Source organism: Mesorhizobium sp. L103C131B0, assembly GCF_000502275.1.
In the GTDB taxonomy this organism is placed as follows: domain Bacteria; phylum Pseudomonadota; class Alphaproteobacteria; order Rhizobiales; family Rhizobiaceae; genus Mesorhizobium.
The window spans coordinates 40,012-56,667 of record NZ_AYXC01000027.1 but is presented as its reverse complement, the minus strand read 5'-3'; the positions used below and the strand labels follow the sequence as shown (position 1 = coordinate 56,667).

The 16,656-nt window shown below is 57.9% G+C and carries 12 protein-coding genes and 1 pseudogene; 4 read left to right on the top strand and 9 right to left on the bottom strand.

Annotated features, from left to right (window positions below):
• Positions 1–297 precede the first annotated feature (297 nt).
• Positions 298–1,728 (bottom strand): hypothetical protein, encoded by a 1,431-nt coding sequence (locus tag X730_RS137620; RefSeq protein WP_023827542.1) that lies wholly within the window; start codon positions 1,726–1,728, stop codon positions 298–300.
• 481 nt (positions 1,729–2,209) lie between these two features.
• Between X730_RS137620 and X730_RS1000000165550 the strand changes: the two genes are divergently transcribed.
• Entirely contained in the window at positions 2,210–2,992 is a 783-nt protein-coding gene (locus X730_RS1000000165550) for a pyridoxal phosphate-dependent aminotransferase (RefSeq protein ID WP_081731670.1), read from the top strand.
• Positions 2,993–3,079: 87 nt separating this feature from the next.
• Positions 3,080–3,319, top strand: a complete 240-nt coding sequence (locus tag X730_RS1000000167835) for a hypothetical protein (RefSeq protein WP_155922539.1) — start codon at positions 3,080–3,082, stop codon at positions 3,317–3,319.
• A 600-nt stretch (positions 3,320–3,919) separates the two neighbouring features.
• Here the strand turns inward: X730_RS1000000167835 and X730_RS0134825 are convergent.
• Positions 3,920–4,504, bottom strand: coding sequence for a response regulator (locus X730_RS0134825; protein ID WP_245261434.1), 585 nt, complete (start codon positions 4,502–4,504; stop codon positions 3,920–3,922).
• A gap of 26 nt (positions 4,505–4,530) precedes the next feature.
• A complete protein-coding gene (locus tag X730_RS1000000168335; RefSeq protein ID WP_023827539.1) occupies positions 4,531–4,932 on the bottom strand; it encodes a hypothetical protein in 402 nt (133 codons plus the stop codon).
• A 366-nt stretch (positions 4,933–5,298) separates the two neighbouring features.
• Here X730_RS1000000168335 and X730_RS1000000168875 point away from each other — a divergent pair, with 366 nt between their 5' ends.
• Entirely contained in the window at positions 5,299–5,643 is a 345-nt protein-coding gene (locus X730_RS1000000168875) for a hypothetical protein (protein ID WP_023827538.1), read from the top strand.
• An 893-nt stretch (positions 5,644–6,536) separates the two neighbouring features.
• Here the strand turns inward: X730_RS1000000168875 and X730_RS1000000166900 are convergent.
• The 6 genes and pseudogenes from X730_RS1000000166900 to X730_RS1000000168870 form a co-directional block, all read right to left on the bottom strand.
• Positions 6,537–6,830, bottom strand: coding sequence for a helix-turn-helix transcriptional regulator (locus tag X730_RS1000000166900; RefSeq protein ID WP_081731668.1), 294 nt, complete (start codon positions 6,828–6,830; stop codon positions 6,537–6,539).
• 322 nt (positions 6,831–7,152) lie between these two features.
• On the bottom strand, positions 7,153–7,452 hold the full coding sequence (locus tag X730_RS137630; protein ID WP_023827537.1) for a DUF1236 domain-containing protein: 300 nt from the start codon (positions 7,450–7,452) through the stop codon (positions 7,153–7,155).
• A gap of 375 nt (positions 7,453–7,827) precedes the next feature.
• Complete coding sequence (locus tag X730_RS1000000168325; RefSeq protein WP_155923348.1) at positions 7,828–8,094, bottom strand: hypothetical protein; 267 nt, start codon at positions 8,092–8,094, stop codon at positions 7,828–7,830.
• A gap of 589 nt (positions 8,095–8,683) precedes the next feature.
• Positions 8,684–8,968, bottom strand: coding sequence for a hypothetical protein (locus X730_RS137645; RefSeq protein WP_023827535.1), 285 nt, complete (start codon positions 8,966–8,968; stop codon positions 8,684–8,686).
• 321 nt (positions 8,969–9,289) lie between these two features.
• Positions 9,290–9,550, bottom strand: coding sequence for a hypothetical protein (locus tag X730_RS137650; RefSeq protein ID WP_023827534.1), 261 nt, complete (start codon positions 9,548–9,550; stop codon positions 9,290–9,292).
• A gap of 340 nt (positions 9,551–9,890) precedes the next feature.
• Positions 9,891–10,079: pseudogene (locus X730_RS1000000168870) on the bottom strand (DoxX family protein); the annotation flags it as partial.
• A 489-nt stretch (positions 10,080–10,568) separates the two neighbouring features.
• Here X730_RS1000000168870 and X730_RS137660 point away from each other — a divergent pair.
• Positions 10,569–16,037, top strand: a complete 5,469-nt coding sequence (locus X730_RS137660; protein ID WP_023827532.1) for a trifunctional serine/threonine-protein kinase/ATP-binding protein/sensor histidine kinase — start codon at positions 10,569–10,571, stop codon at positions 16,035–16,037.
• Positions 16,038–16,656: the final 619 nt, after the last annotated feature.

Below are 16,656 nucleotides of genomic sequence, written 5' to 3'. Positions count from 1 at the left end.
CAGTGACGTGAACAATCACCAGCCTGCCATGACCGCCCCCTCTCAGCGAATTTGCAGAACTCTCAGCACACTACCCGTGATGCCGACAGGGGTGACGCCTGCGGCCGACGCGCGAGGCTCGTCTGGGACATTGTCCCGGCTACAAGGATACCCCAACAGGATTTTCCTGGCCGCCTCACCAAGTCCTGCCCCGACAACAGCGTTAGTGTCCTGTCATCTTTTGCGCAACAAACAGCGCATACCGTTCCACGATCATCAACATGGGCAATTGCCTCACGAGGAGAGGTTCTTTGCTTCCTACGACGCGGCGAGGGCCCTGCGGCGGACACGGCGTGCGGCATGCACCGTTCGGTCTGCAGTCACCGCTACATTTGCCACGTCAGATGTATGCGGCAAGGCGTTCGCGCTTCCATGCGACCTCTTGTAGGGCAGCAATTCCCTGACCCGAGCATTGACCGAGGCAATTTCGACCCGCAAGTCCTCGCATTCCTGCCGTCTCACATCGAGTTCAATCTGATCGGACGCCTGCTGCATGGACAGCTGTGCAAAATCTGCGGTGATCTTGGAAAGGTTCACCTTGTTGGTTTCGGCCTCCTCAGCGAGTGCGGCCAACCTTTCGTCAGTCACCTGTTTTTCCGCCAGGGCGTCGCTCCATTGTAGCTGGAGCCTGGCGATCTCGGCTGCGGCCTCGTTGTTTGCGATTGAGGCGAGTTCGAAGCGCGATTGGAGGCTTTGAACTTCTGAGCGCAATCCTCGGTTCTCAGCCTGGCAGCGTTTAAGCTCGCCATCCATGTCCGCCTGCATAATCCTGGCTGCTTCGGTCACCTCCCATAACTTCGCCTGCGCAACCTCGAGTGAGGTGTGCAATTTGATTGCCTCTTTTTCGCTCTTGCCGAGCGCACTCAGCATTTCGGAATTTCGCGCAGCTTCGTTGGCATGGATCGTCGAGAATGCATCCAGCCTATGCCGTGCCTCTTCCTCCCGCTTCATGGCCTTTTCCAGGTCAATAGACAGGCTCACATTCTTTTCACGCAGCTGTTTGTTCTCTCGGGAGCGCCTGTCGGCCTCGACATTTGCGGCGGCAAGCATGTTCGTGAGGTCGCCAAATTCCGCTTCGTTCTTTGTGGTGTTGTTCGCCGCTTCGACCAGCTCCAGCCTTGCCGCGGCCAATGCGCCACGGAGCACTTCGCACTCCTGAACAAGGCTTGCCTGGCGCTGCTGCAATGTCTCGACCGTGCCTTGACGCTCACAGTACCGTCTGTTCAGGTCATTGAGTGTTTCCGACAAGCTCCTTTGATCTGCGATCAGATTTTGATTCGCCAACTCCAGTTCGTTCGCACGGAGAATGTCCGCGTGAAGGATGTGAAAAAACTCGAACGTCAGTTGACATGTGCTTGTAATTTCGGAGATTTTTGCGTTGATCTCCTCGAAATGGAGCTTGGCATCGTGGAACAAGCCGTTAAACGAGCTCACGGCAGCAATTCGGCTCTGCGTGTGTGAGGTCATCCGATGCGCTGGTATCGGCGAGCTATCATCGTCGTCGCCGGCACCGTCCTCGCTTGGTACGCTGTCATCCTGTTCGTTGTTTTCGCCTGCCATGTTTGGCACGTCGGCGACATCCTCCAAATCGAGGCACTGGTCGACAGCGTTAGCCAAGTCAGCTTCGAGATCGTCGAACGACCTCTCCACATTGTCCTCGGCGCGTCTGATCAAATCCCTGAACTTCATGACTTCATCCCCTGCAGCCGCATGCCCGGACCATTGAGGCACGAGGACTGAGATGCTTTTGTATCGAGAGCTCAACTCAGCGTCTTCGTTCAATCAAACGATGCCAGGGCGCCGGCGCCGCGAGGAGCCGAGAGCTGCGATCGGAAGGCCCTACATCGGTCTAGGTGCCTGCTGACTTATTCTTGAGGACTGCGCGGCTCCCCTTCTTGCCATCGTCTTGGCGTCAATGGTGTGTTGCCTGGGCACATTAACAACTCAGGTGCAGAAGCCCCGACGAACGGCCCGGCACAGCCTCTTGTGGGGCGCATCAGGCGGCCGGGCCTAACCGGCGGTTGAGTGTTTTGGTTTGCCGGCTGACTCACCATGCGACATTGGCGAGGCAAGCGCATCATTCGAACGAATTGGGGACCGGCCGCCTGGCCGCTCAATCGCACTAAGCTTCCGTTGCCGGAGCTGGCGACGAGGTGCTTTGCCTTGAGCCTTGGTATCTACATACGAAGCGGCAATACGCGCCGATGGAGCAGTGGTCCGACCCGTCAAACTATCGCTGCAAAATGCGCGGCGGAAGGCATCCGAGGATATTCTCCGTTCAGCGGTAGGAGATCGAACGCGGGCGATCTTGCTGAACTCCCCAAACAATCCCGGCGGATATGTGTTCGGCAAGGAGGATCTGGAAACCATTGCCACATTTGCCGAGCGGCACAATCTATGGATCATCAGCGATGAGGTTTACCGCAGCACAGTGTTCGACGGCGAGTTCCTCTCAATAGCATTCAGTCCCGGAATGAGAGAGCGGACGATAATTGTGAACAGCCTGTCGAAGTCTCATGCAATGACCGGCTGGAGGCTAGGGTGGACGCTTGGGCCGGTCTCGGCATCAGTTCATCTGGAAAATCTTGCGCAATGCATGCTCTTCGGGTCGCCGACCTGTATTCAGGATGCCGCAGCGGTGACTCTCGATGAGGCGGTGACGAAGAGATGCGTTTTTCTCAAGCGAACTGAAGCGCAGACGCGATCTGATGTGCGCGATCGCACACGAAAGTTCTGCTTCTTTTCTTTTTTAGTTCCGACGACAGAGCCGCCGGCAGCCCTTTTCGGACGCCCTTCTGCCGCTGATTTGACCATTGCTGTGCGGATGTTCGCCGGGATATCCGTGAACCTTATCGTCCGCTGCGGCGCTCAGTTTGCATGGGGCTCTTGGAACCGTTCCGAACTTTCTCCTTGCACCTCCGATCGAGTTGCGCGTGCTCATGCGGGGCGCTGAGGTGTCTCGATCCGCAGTGGCGCGGCCATTATGCGACGAAGCCGATCAGCTTAGTTGAAATTTGTCCCCAGCGGACGGGAACGACGCTTGGCCATGTTAGTTGATGTGAATGGAGCAGCTAAGAAAAGATCTGGCATTGCTTACGCGACCGGGCTTCTGGATAGCTTTCGGCATTTTGTTGCTGCTTTACGGGATTCAGGTCATTTTTCTAATTCGGGCATGCCAATGCCTTTAGCCTGGAACATCGATACCGCTGGCTGGAACGCGGTCTGTCCATCTCCCGGCGGCTGCGCCGATAGCGTTGATCAACGACATATTCATTTATAAGCCTGCTACTGCCGGGGATGCCGAGGTTGGCAGCGCCTGCATCGTTGATTACGCACGTGGCGCTCCCCTCAAGGTAGGTGGTTACCATTCTCGCGCAGCCGGTGAGCATTGGAGCCCGCACTGTGTTGGACGTGCGCTCATGCGTCGGGAATTTCTTATAGACAGGGGAGGGTCTGTCAGGCTGGAAAATCACAAGCTGTCCCGCGAATGAGGAAGCAAAAAAGGTGCAAGACCAGATCGATTTCTTCCAGGCAACTCGGTCCTCGCATCATCGCCGATCAGCGGCCGTACCGTCGAGAACCAAAATGCGTACGATCTCAGCCGGTCGGCTTCGACCAAAACATGCGGACTACCGGGCGGGGACAGTCGGTGCCGCGTCCCGTCCTGTGGCCGGCGCTATGCTGACGCTCCTACGGTATCCCGTTCACCGCCCGCGGCAGGAGGGCGAATTTCCTCCGTCCTGCGCGCGACAACCGTCCACTGTTGCGGCCGCACGCAGGACTGCGGCTTATACGCCGTTCTTCCTTTGAGCGGCGTCCAGTTCGCAGGGCTAAATTCACCATTGGTATGCAGACGAGCCTCTCGGCGTCTGGACAGAGATCAATTGCGCTTTGCACCAGGGTTCCTGGATCGTAAGCTCCAAACACGCTGCAGTCGCCTGATATGGTCCACTACGTTGGCCGGCTCATACGGCTTCGCAAGGTGCGGGCCTTCCTGACAAAGGTCGCCCGCCGCGATCGCAGTTCGTTCTACTGCGGCNCATACGGCTTCGCAAGGTGCGGGCCTTCCTGACAAAGGTCGCCCGCCGCGATCGCAGTTCGTTCTACTGCGGCAGATAGCACTGTTGACCTCGGGCTTGTTCTCACGAACCCACTTCGACAGTTGGAACCCGTTCATGTTGCCCGGCAGGTCAACGTCACACAAGACGGTGTCGACACCGAACTCCGCATAGTTCAACGCTTGTTGCGCCTCACGTGCGAAATGGGCCTCAATCACCCTGTAGCCACAGTGGCGGAGATAGTCCGCGATGACGCATCGGGCGATGACGTCGCCGTCAACCACGAGGATCGTTTGGCTCTGTTGGTTCGGGGCTTCCATTGACGGAGAACGGTCAGCAACCGGCAGGGTTCCACGCATCATGACCTGCGCGGGATGCCGACCGAAGATCGCGGCGAGATCCTGCACGAAATGATCCCTGCCGGCGGGCGCATTCAATTCAGCGGAGCGATGCCGCACTGGTGACGCCGTCTACCACCTGGTCGACGAGACGGGCTAGAAGACATGGTCTCGAAGCTCAAGGGCAGCCCATATCGCAGCGGCAAACGAGCGCTTGGCGCAAGATCAAGTGCTTTGAGGAAAAGGAAATGCAAATCATCGGTGCACAGCGCGAGCGCGGCAAAGCTACCCAGGTGATCATGGCTGAAAAGGGCCTCTACAAAGGCGGCGCACTCGTCAACTTCAATGCCGATGAGCGGCAAGCGCTTTGGGATCGTGTCCAGGGCAAGGTTGGCGGCCCGGTCCCGAAGGGACATAAAAAGGAAAAGGCCGAGTGGCTGAAGCCCGGACTGGTTGGCTGGGTCGAGACCCTCAAAGGCGAAGAGAAGCTGCGGCACGCAAGGCTGCTGGATTCCGGGAGGATGATGCAAATGCCATGCCTAAGAAAGATCAGGAACGCGCCACCTACGCCTGGATGTACGGCGCCTAAGCGCGCAAGGATGGCAAGGAGCGTGAGGTGCCAGCTTACTGGCAGGAACATGCCGACGCGTGGCTGCAGGGCTTTGACGGTGTGGCGATGGACGGTTTTGGCAAGACCAAGACCGTCAACGACGAGACATGGAAGCCGAGGTCGACGAAGCTGCCGTCGAGCGCCCCGACGAATAGCCATTTTGCCGTATGCCGTATGGTCGTTTTTAATTGGAGAAGGGTTTCGTTGGGCCTATAAAGATTGCGTTTACCATTGCCTTTTTAGGGAGAATGCGATGGTTGCAACGCCCATAGAAATCGCCCAAGCCGCTACTGCGACTACGGCCACCTTGCTGAAGTGGCAGAAGTCCATGGAGGAACGCGCCACGTTTCGCCAGAACATGGATCAATCGCGCAGGGCGATTCAAGCCTCACGCGATCTGCTGAAGCGCCTTCGCCAACGTCATCGCGACGACATGGCGGAAAGTTCGGAAAATGCCNGTCACGCTTATGCGATCGGGCGTCACCCGGCCGCGCACAATCGCCGTGACTGCGACCTCGTCGCCAACTTTGATATTTCCCCGAGCGATGCCCAAGACTTTGGAGCAGCCGGCGCCAGCGTCAAGATGAGGGGGAGCTAATAAACCCCTCCGCGCCGCGATGCAACATCCAGCGCTAATGCGGATTCCACCTTGAAAGATCGATTCCCCAGGTCTTATAATCCGTAATTAGCCTATTGGAGGTGGAGGGAACTGCGATGGGCGGCACAGTTCAGAACACAAACTCAGACAGTGTGGAGTGGCCGAAGCCTGCTGAGAATGGCTGGTCCGCGTTATAGAGAAGGGCAAGGAAGACAGCTGATCGAGCTCGAATCTTATGCCATGGCCTCTGCGGAAGGCCAACGGATCCGTCTAATCTCGAGAAGTTCGGTCGCGAGGCTTTGCCGGTCCTGTCCCATTCCACTGGATGAACTGCGCGTTCTGGCCGGTGATACGAGCCTTTGAGCTACGGCCGAGTATGGTGAGGCCACGGAGACGATCCGGATCGAAGGGCAAGGAACAGCTTGCCTGCCCCCTTCAGCATTTGGACTTAGGTCTGATTGCTCCGCGTAAATGGCCGAAGCCGGAAACATTTCTCCTTCTACGTTGTTGCAGTGGCCGTGCCGCTGAGGAGAACATGCACAGTGCCTCTATCAAATGAACTGCGCGACGTACCTTTAGNTTGTTGCAGTGGCCGTGCCGCTGAGGAGAACATGCACAGTGCCTCTATCAAATGAACTGCGCGACGTACCTTTAGAATTCCAATGCCCCTCCTGTTCACGCCCTATGGTGAGAAGGGGATCCTGGCTGAAAACGATTGCCGGTTTCAAATGCGATAGCTGCAGGTCCAGAGTGCGGCTCGGCTACGAAGAGAAGCTGGCCATATTCGAGCGGCACCTTAGAAAGGTGAGCGCCAGCACAAAGTCAGTGAACAACCGCCCTTGTTAGCGGCCGCTTTAGACATCGGGTGCAGTGGGTACACGGGCTTTTCCCCGCTATCCTTTTTTCTCCCGGCCCCGCCACCGTCTATTATCGGCGGCTAGGCCGCTATCACCTTCTGAGCGGGCTAGCGATGGAGTGCCTTGGACGGTGAAAACGATTCCGGCATCCTCAAACGCTTTGCGGATGGCGGCGATGTTGTGGGGACGCGGTTTCCTGTATCCGTTCTCAAAAGCGCTGATCACCATCTCGCTAAGATTGGCCTTGGCGGCAAGTCGCACACGCGGCCAGTTCAGTAGGGCTCGTGCCGCTCTGACTTGATCTGCTGAGAGTACGGTTCGGCTGTCCATAGCCAGTCGAACATTTAGTATCGCTAAACTGTTCCCCTTGACCTTCTGCGATTTCTAACGGTGTGAGGCCGGCCTGTCGCAAGCCGTCATCGATTGTGGCTGCAACCTTTCGGACGGTTGTTACCTCGGCACCAACAAGACGTGCTGCCTGCATTCTTGCTTGGAGATCAGCCAAGCGGGCAACCAGGGCTTGCGTCCTCTCGAGTTCAGGGTTCGTCATGTTCATTGTCCAGCTGAGTGGCAATTTGAATTGTCCGGCTGAGTAGCGTTTGAATGCACACACTCGCCACCCAAGGGTGGCGAGCGTGGGTTGTTCGAAATCTCAGTCGTAAACTTTCACGATCTTGCGGGTGCCCGGATCGACCAGGACCGTGCGGTTGTCGACCACCACGTAACGGTATTTGACGTTCGGGACCTCGTGGATCTCCACAGTTTCCGGCAGAGCTGTCCCGACGTTCAATTCCACGCCGGGAAGGTTCACCGAAGCCAAGGGCTGCTTCTTGACATACTCACGGATGACGGTGTCCTGTTCCGGCTGGATGATAATGTCGTCAGCGGCGGCGGAGCCGATCCCCGCCAAGAGCAACATGGCTGCGACGGTGTTCACAAAGTGCATCTTCATATCTTCTCTCCTGCAAGGACCGGCACACGACGATCATCGTCCCGCACTGCCCGGCAACCAACTTTGAGCCGCGGTAAACGTTCCCGCCTACGCACCTTGGTCTAATCCGATTGGGCTAAAGTCGGACCAGACAACGCAATGGTCTTACCTTTGGACTAGGCGGAACGGATTAGGGCTTCAGCTTGTTGGTTCTCCACAACGGGAGAGAACAAATGGATCAAAGTGTTGGCCAGGCGCGATGGTTGCTCGCACCGATTTTTGCAACAGCCGTTACCTTTCTGGTAATGGCGTAGCTGACATGTCTTGGATCGGCGCAGCCAGGTCCCTTCCTGCGCTGATAGGATTCGCGAGTTGCTTGAGCGGCTGGCCAATCCTCTATTTTACCGTGCGCTGGGCCTGCTCCTTCAGCAGGCGGGGCGCTTCGTTCAGCTCATGTAACTTGGGAGGTTTACTATGGATCGGCGATCCTTTTTGACAGCGATATTTGGCGTTGCAGGGGCAGCAGCCTTTGCAGGCGCGGTCCGGCCTATCAACGCATTGGCCGGTGTTCCAGCGGCCAAAAGCGGCATTCTCGAAGAACTCGACGCGCCAGACGCCTTCGACAACGAAGGTACTCACGCGGAAGTGGAGCCGGTCAACCATCGGCGCTACTACGACCAAGATTACGACCCAGACTACGACCCAGATTACTACCACCGGCGCCGCCGCCGGCGCGGCTGGAGAAGAGTCTGCCGTAGTTACTGGCGACACGGGCGCCGTCGGGTCCGGTGCTATCGCCGACGTGGTCCTTCGGTCGTCTTGCGATTTTAGCCAGTTGGCTGTTCTCCCCATGGCCCGTTCCGGCTGACGTGCTGAGAACGGGCCGGTACGATTCCTTTTTCGTGGCAAACGCAATCCATCTGTCCAAGGGCACTCATCAGCAGGGCCGATGGACCTGACTTACAGCTTGGTGGTGTCGCTGTGGTGCGCCAGGAGCGGTCTGACGATCCCTCTTCTGCAGCCCTTCGGCTGCCGCCAGCCTGGGAAAGCTTTTCGGAACGTTTGGTTTTGGCCGTTAGGCCACGGGGCCAAGCTCAGTCATCAGGACACCCCGCAAGCGATGAGCAGCGGGGCCTGGCAAGGCCCGGCGACCTCCTTTTGACACACGGGGAGAAACCAAGAAGGGCGCCGAGCCTTACCGGCGCTGCTTTGAGGGAGACGACGCCGGACGAGATGAGAGTAGGCGATAATGCTAATCTCTGCGAACCATGCGAATGACGGAAAACCGTGTGCGATTCTTCGCTACCCAGCCACGAACCTCTGCCTTTCGGACATGGCGGTCCGTCGCTCGATCGAAGATGAAGAACGCCTGATGTAGCTGCTCGACTTCGTAGAGCCCGACCCGGATCTCGAACCCTGTCTGGCCGGTGGCATCGAAGTCACCGGGACCGATGACAGGGAAGGCGACGACGATGGCGAAGCGGACGACGAGCGCGAAGCCAACGATGCCGAGTATGGCTTCATTGAGGGAGGGCAAGGCCTATAATTGTCCGGTCGAGAATGAATAGCCCGCTGCCTCACGGTGGCTGGCTTCAGTTTTTGTGTGGCACGATGTAGCGACTGCTCACCGCACCCGCCCCTGTGCCCCGCGTGACGACAATCGTGCTATACCCGGCTGGAACGGAACCTGTAGCGGAGGGATCAATCGAACTGCATCGCCCCACGATCTCCCCGTTGGGAGCGCCCTCGAGCCTCACGGCTAACGCCAACTGGCATGTCTCAAGGGATCCGAACATGGACGGTGATGTATCGAGTGGCTTGCAGACTCCCTGGGCGGGACTGCAAGAAAGCAAAATCATCACAGCTGCAGTTGCCGGATCCATTCGTGAAGCTCCGTTGTTCGACGAGCCTCAACGCGGAATAGCGAGCTTTGTTTCGCAGGTGCTAAAATATGAGTTTTCTGGTCTGGCACGGTGGCGGGCTTTTCATTGTCACAGCTTTCGCCTCTCAAATCGTTCCGATCCCGAACGGCAAAACAGCCATCGCCGAGACACACCGAGGGGATCGCGATGGCCAGAAGGATGCCGCCGGCAATGTTCACCATCAACTTGAAATCCATCGGACCTCTCCCTCTTATATGCCGACACTCGGAAACTCGTGAAATCAACATGGGTGAACAGGTTGCGAACATGCTGCTACGGTTTTTGCAGAGCCAGGAGATGAGACGAGACGGACCAGCACGACAGGGACTAGCTCTCGTCGCAACAAATTGACACACAAGGACTCGACGGAGTTGAACGGCAAGGGCAGGGACGCCATCAAGCGAATTTCAAAACCGGTGCCTTGGCCGACGGGTAATCGCTGATAACATCAAGGTATGCCCTGAGGTGACGTCACAAGGCAGTGTACTTGGGTGCCGATCGGCGGTCGGGTTGTATGATGCCGGCGTGTTGGCCGGTTTAGAATGGAAGCTTGATTTCGCCGACCGAGAGAGGCCTACCGGCCGCTATCAGCGCCGCAACCGTCTTTCTGTCCTGTTGCCGGCGCTTCACCAGGCCGTTCAGCACCCTGTCGAGAGATATCGCGCCGGCGCCGGCTATGGCCAGGACGAACATGCCGCCCGCTATGGCGAGATCCTTTTCGAAATGGTGTGATCGGGACCGTGCTGGGGATCCCGGTTCTGGCGGGCTCGTCGGCTATGCCTCGGGCGAGGCTCTGCGGCAGGTTGGCCGCGGCAACTTAGCGCGCCCCTTGCCCGCCGGGGGATCGGGCCGCCGGCCGTCGGCTGCGTCCTGAGCGAAACCCTGGGCCAGCCCCTCCTAGGGTACAGGCGAGGGCGGGCTCCCGCCGTAGCTCTGGTGACTGGCGGGCACTTCGACAGGGCGACAACGGGAACGTACGCCAAGGCATTGACCTTGTTCGCTGTTGCGGTCGCGGCGATCATGGTAGCCTTTCCGCCGAACCTCCAAATGGACCTAAGTCCTGAAAGACTTAAAGCCTGATTACGCCTACTCTTCGCAGAATTTCACGGTTGATCGCTTCGCCAGATTGGCTGAAGCTCCACACGGGATTTGCGAATTTGCGCGGCCGAGTTCACTGTGTGGACAACGGCTCATCCCATAGCAAGAAGAATCGTGATGCCTGAGGGTTCGAAGTACGCGTTAGAGTTGCTTCGAGAAGGCGCGGAGTTCACGCTTTACCGCGGAAGAGAGCATGGCAACCACATGCCGATCTTGGCGGTAACGGTAGCTGGTGAGCAGCCGTCGATTCAGAATCTCCGGCGGCTCGAACACGAATACTCGTTGGCGAGCGAACTCGATTCAGCGTGGGCGGCTCTGCCCCTCGGAATGATTCGTCTTCAAGGCCGAATGCTCCTCATTCTTGAGGACCCAGGTGGTAAACCCCTGGATCAGACAGTTGAGCAGCACAAGGGACACCCGATCGACCTGGTCCGCTGCCTGCATGTAGCCATCGGCCTGGCAGCCGCGCTTGGTCAAGTCCACCGGCAAGGCCTCATCCATAGGGACATTAGGCCGGCGAACGCACTTGTGGACGACTTTGGTCGCGTGTGGCTCACCGGTTTTGGGGTCGCGTCGCGGGTCCCCCGCCAGCGTCAGGCGCCCGAGGCGCCCGAATTTATCGCTGGATCACTCCCATATATGGCTCCCGAACAGACCGGGCGGATGAACCGTTCTATCGATTCTCGGAGTGATCTCTATTCTCTGGGTGTCACGCTGTACGAAGTCTTGACCAGCCGGCTTCCGTTCACCGCTTCAGATCCGATGGAGTGGGTTCATTGCCACATTGCGAGGCGCGCCGACTCGCCCAGTGAGAGGATAAGCCAAATTCCACAGGTGCTTTCGTCAATCGTGATGAAGCTTCTCCTGAAGACCGCGGAGGAACGCTATCAGACCGCCGGGGGTGTCGAGGCTGACCTGCGTCGCTGTTTGATGGAATGGCAGCTGCATGGTCGCATCGAACCATTCTCGCTCGCCGCGCACGACATGTCGGACCAGTTGATGATCCCGGAGCAGCTCTATGGGCGGGAACGTGAAATCAATTCCTTGATCGCGTCCTTTGATCGGGTCGTGGCCGAAGGCGTCTCGGAACTCGTCCTGATATCGGGCTATTCCGGCGTCGGCAAATCCTCCGTGGTGAGCGAATTGCATAAGGTCCTTGTCCCGTCGCGCGGACTTTTCGCAGCAGGCAAGTTCGACCAGTACAAGCGCGATATCCCATACTCGACCCTCGCACAGGCCTTCCAGAATCTGGTCCGGCAGATTCTCGTCAAAAGCGAAGCGGAAGTGGACCAATGGCGGCGTGCCTTGGCTGAGGCGGTTGGATCGTACGGACAGCTGATCGTCAACCTCGTTCCCGAAGTCGAGTTCCTCATCGGCAAACAACCGGCCGTTTCCGACCTGCCACCGCAAGAAGCGCAGAATCGATTTAAGGTGGTGTTCCGCCGCTTCCTTTGCGTGTTCGCCAAGCCGGATCATCCGCTCGTCTTGTTCCTCGATGATCTGCAATGGCTGGATACGGCCACGCTCGACCTCATCGAGCATTTGATCACGCATTCGGAAGTGCGCCACCTTCTCCTGGTTGGCGCCTATCGGTATGACGAGGTCGGTCCCGCACACCTTCTTTTGCGAACGCTGGATGCAATCAAAAAAACAGATGCGAGGGTGGGCGAGATAATCTTGGCTCCCCTCGGTCTAAAAGACGTCGATCAGCTTATCGCGAGTGCGATGCAGTGTGACATCGAGCGGGCACGGCCGTTGTCGCAGCTCGTTCAGGAAAAGACTGGCGGAAATCCATTCTTTGCAATCCAGTTCATGACCGAGTTAGCTGATGAGGGTCTGCTGATGTTTGACCCCGTCGCGCAAGCTTGGCGTTGGGAACTCGATCGCATCCACGCAAAGGGTTATACTGACAACGTGGTGGATCTCATGGTGGAAAAGCTGAAGCGGCTTTCTCCGCCTACCCTGGATGTGCTGAAACAACTCGCTTGTTTAGGCCACGTCGCCGACACCGCCACCCTGACTCTGGTACAGAATGGACCAGAGGAAGCAATGCACGCGACACTCCGGGAGGCAGTCTATACTGGTCTTGTCGATCGGCTGGATGGCGCATACAGGTTCCTGCATGATCGAATTCAACAGGCGGTTTATTCGCTCATTCCCGACGAGCACCGCGTTGACACCCACCTACTCATCGGCCGCAAGCTGCTGGCGAACATGTCGGGTGATCAACTTGCCGATCATCTGTTCAATGTCGTTGCTCAGCTCAATCGGGGCGCTGCAGTGCTGACCGACTCGCGGGAGAAAGCCCAACTGGCGACACTCAACCTGCGCGCCGGGAGAAAGGCCAAAGCGTCGGCTGCCTATGCGTCTGCGGGCGTGTATCTTGCAGCCGGACTGGCCATGCTTGACGAAAAAAGCTGGGACAGCCAGTACGAGCTGACGTTCAGCCTCTGGCTCGAACGTGCGGAGTGCAATTTTTTGATCGGCGATTTCGAAGAAGCCGAGCAATTGTTAGTAGAATTTTCGCAACGCGCGGCGTCGAAAGTCGATCTTGCGATCACCTACCGTCTGAAAGTCCTTCTCCACACTCTGAAATCGGAAAACGCCCAAGCAGTCGAGAGCGCACTCTCGTGTTTGCGGCTGTTCGGCATTGACGTCGCGGCGCACCCAACCCTGGCGCAGGTCCAGGCCGAATACGAGATGGTCTGGCAGACCCTCGGCGGACGCCCGATCGAAAGCTTGCTTGATCTGCCACTGATGACGGATCCAGAAATGCTGGCCGCGATGGACGTGCTCTCAGTGCTCCTCTCCCCAGCTAACCATACTGACTTCCATTTGTGGTGTTTACTCGCGTGCCGGATAGCGAAGGTGACCATGGAGCACGGCACAAGCGGCGCATCTGCCCATGGCTTTGCGGATCTCGGTCAAATCCTTGGACCAGTATTTCGCCGTTACAGCGAGGGTTATCGATTCGCGGAGCTCGCCTGCCACATCGTTGATAGACACAACTTCGCGGCGTACCGTGGAAAGGCCTACCACGCGAAAGGTGTAGTCGCCGTCTGGACGCAACCGATCTCAACCTCGATAGATTTTCTGCGAACGGCCTTTCGCATAGCGACCGACACCGGTGACCTGACCGTCGCCTGCTACTGCATGGACAAGTCCGTCACCAATTCTCTGATGCGGAACGATCCGCTGGACGCGGTGTGGCGTGAGTCGGAAATGGCCCTGGACTTTGTCCGGAAAGCTCGGTTCCACGACGTCGCTACCGTTATCGTGGCCCAGCAACGCTTCATTGCTACCATGCAGGGCCGTACCTTCACCTTCTCCACCTTCAGTGATGCGCAGTTTGACGAAGCGGACTTCGAAACGCAGATCGCGGCTGACGCAACGGCGACCGCGGCGTGCCTATACTGGGTCCTCAAGTTACAATCCCGGTTTCTGTCGGGCGACTGCGTCGAGGCGCTAGCGTCAGCCGAGCGGGCGAAAGAACTGCTTTGGGCCGCACCCGTTCATTTCCAGCGGCTCGACTACTTCTATTACAGCGCGCTGGCGATGGCCTCATTGTATGAGAACGCTTCCGCCGGCGAGAAGCGAACATGGGATGATCTCCTGGCGGTGCATCTGGAGCAACTGAGAGAGTGGGCCGAAATATACCCACCAACGTTCGGTGACAGGCATGCACTGCTGGCTGCGGAGATCGCCCGTATTGAAGGACGGGACGCCGCGGCCATGCACCTTTACGAGCGGGCTATTTCCTCGGCGCGCGACCAAGGTTTCGTACAGAACGAGGGGCTGGCCTATGAGTTGGCGGCAGGGTTTTACAACGCGCGCGGCTCCGAGACATCCGCCAATGCCCATCTGCACAAGGCCCGGCGTTGTTATCTCCGCTGGGGCGCCCACGGCAAGACGGCGCAGCTCGATCGGCTTTATCCACACCTGGCCGCCCCAGAAGGACAACATGATGCCGCAATCGTTGGCTCGCCGGTTCAACATCTGGATGCTGCGAGTGTCGTAATAGCCTCTCAGGCTTTGTCCAGTGAGATCGAGTTGCCCCGTTTGATCGAGCGGCTGATGAAGACCTTAATCGAGAATGCAGGCGCGGATCGCGGCCTGTTGATTCTGCCATCAGGGGATGAATATCTGATCCAAGCGGAGGCGCGAGCGAGCGCAGATCAGATCGACGTCATGATGCGTCAAGAACCGATCACACCGATCACCTGTCCAGAATCGCTCGTCCGATACGTCATCCGTACACGCGAAAGCGTGATTCTCGATGATGCCTCCAAACCCAACCTGTTCTCCGTTGATGACTATCTGCGTAAACGACAATCGAAGTCTATCCTCTGCGTGCCGCTCATCAAACAAGGAGAGTTGACCGGAATTCTTCTCCTTGAAAATGCGCTGACTTCACACGCGTTCACACCGGCACGAATTACTGTGTTGGAAATGCTGGCGGCGCAAGCGGCGATCTCGCTCGAGAACACACGCCTCTATAGCGATCTCCAAGAACGGGAGGCGAAGGTTCGACGCCTTGTCGACTCCAATATAATTGGGATATGCATCTTTGATCTTGACGGCCCCATCCTGGAGGCCAACGAGGCCTTTCTTCAGATCGTGGGATATAACCGCGAAGTTGTTATTTCGGGCAGCCTGAGCTGGAGCTCCTTGACTCCGGCCGAATGGAGGGGAGCCGACGAACGAGCCTTGGCGGATATGGCTTCTACTGGCACCTGCAGACCTTACGAAAAGGACCTTGTTCGGAAAGACAACAGCCTCGTGCCCGTGCTTGTGGGTGGGGCGACCTTCGACGAACTCCGACATCAGGGCGTGGCCTTCGTTTTGGACCTGACGGAGCGAAAACGCGCCGAGGCAGAGGTGGTGCACGCCAACCGCGTGGCAACGATGGGCCAACTCGCCGCGTCCATCGTCCACGAAGTCAATCAACCTATTGCTGCTACGCTTATGAATGCTGGAACCGCGATGCGCTTGCTCGACCGTCAGCCGCCAAATTTGGAAGGGGCCAAGTACGCGATCGACCGGATTATCAGGGACGGAAAGCGAACCGCTGATATTGTGAGCCGGATTCGTGACTTCTCCAGGAATGCGCCGGCACGAAAGGAAGACTTGGATGTCAACGAAGCAATTTTGGAAATTGCGGCCCTAGCCCGCATCCCAATGTCAGAGAGAGGGGTCTTGCAGACGATGCAACTGGCAGAGGGCCTGCCGCACATTTTGGGGGACAGAGTCCAATTGCAGCAAGTGATCCTGAACTTGATCATGAACGCCATCGAAGCGATGAGCGAGGTTGGGCAGGGACTGCGCGAATTGTCGATCAGGACCAGCAAGGCTGAGCCAGACGGAGTGCTGGTCGCGGTAAGCGATACGGGTCCGGGTCTGTCTCAGGCCAATCCCGATAGCATCTTCGAGGCGTTCTACACGACCAAGTCCAGCGGTTTAGGGATGGGATTGCCGATCTGCCGCTCGATCGTGGAAGCGCATGGCGGCCGTCTCTGGGCAACGCCTAACAAACCTCGTGGCGCCGTGTTTTGCGTGATGCTGCCAATCGGAAAAGAATCGGCTTAGAACCCATCTGCGGCTAGGGCCGCTAAAGGCGAACGCAACTGGTTGGGCCGCCGAAACTACCGAAATCAGCGGCGTGCTAGTTGGAATTCGCGCCAGCTGTAACGCTCTGACTACGGCCAGCGACCTCACGATTCCAGAAAAGCCCTTTCCTCAAACCGATGACAGGTGGCCGGGGCGATGACGACAGTGCGTAAGCACAGCTCCAGTTGCAGATAGAGCCCATACGTTTTCATTGGAGGCCGGGGGCTACCCGTACGGCAACCGTGCCGCCGCATATATTCCGTGCCTATGCCAGCGCGCCAGCTCGATGGCGCAATGGCTCGGCTCTACAATCCGTGACAGAAGCTGACAGAACCAGCATTCAGGTGACCACTCGGCCATGCGAGCGCACAACGTTTGGCCTCGCGCGCCGCCAGACACGCATCCATTGGACCCCAGGTATCGCCGATACATTTGTACCGACGTGGACGGCGTGGATGCGCCCGCCCTTGGCGCTGTCGTGCCGCAAGCGCCTCAGGCATCAGTCCAGAGGTCACGTGGCGGAGCCTCGGGGTGCGGTGAGATGCGCTTGACGCGGGAGCATACCAAGGTATCGGCGATACCAACGTCCAATAGAGCC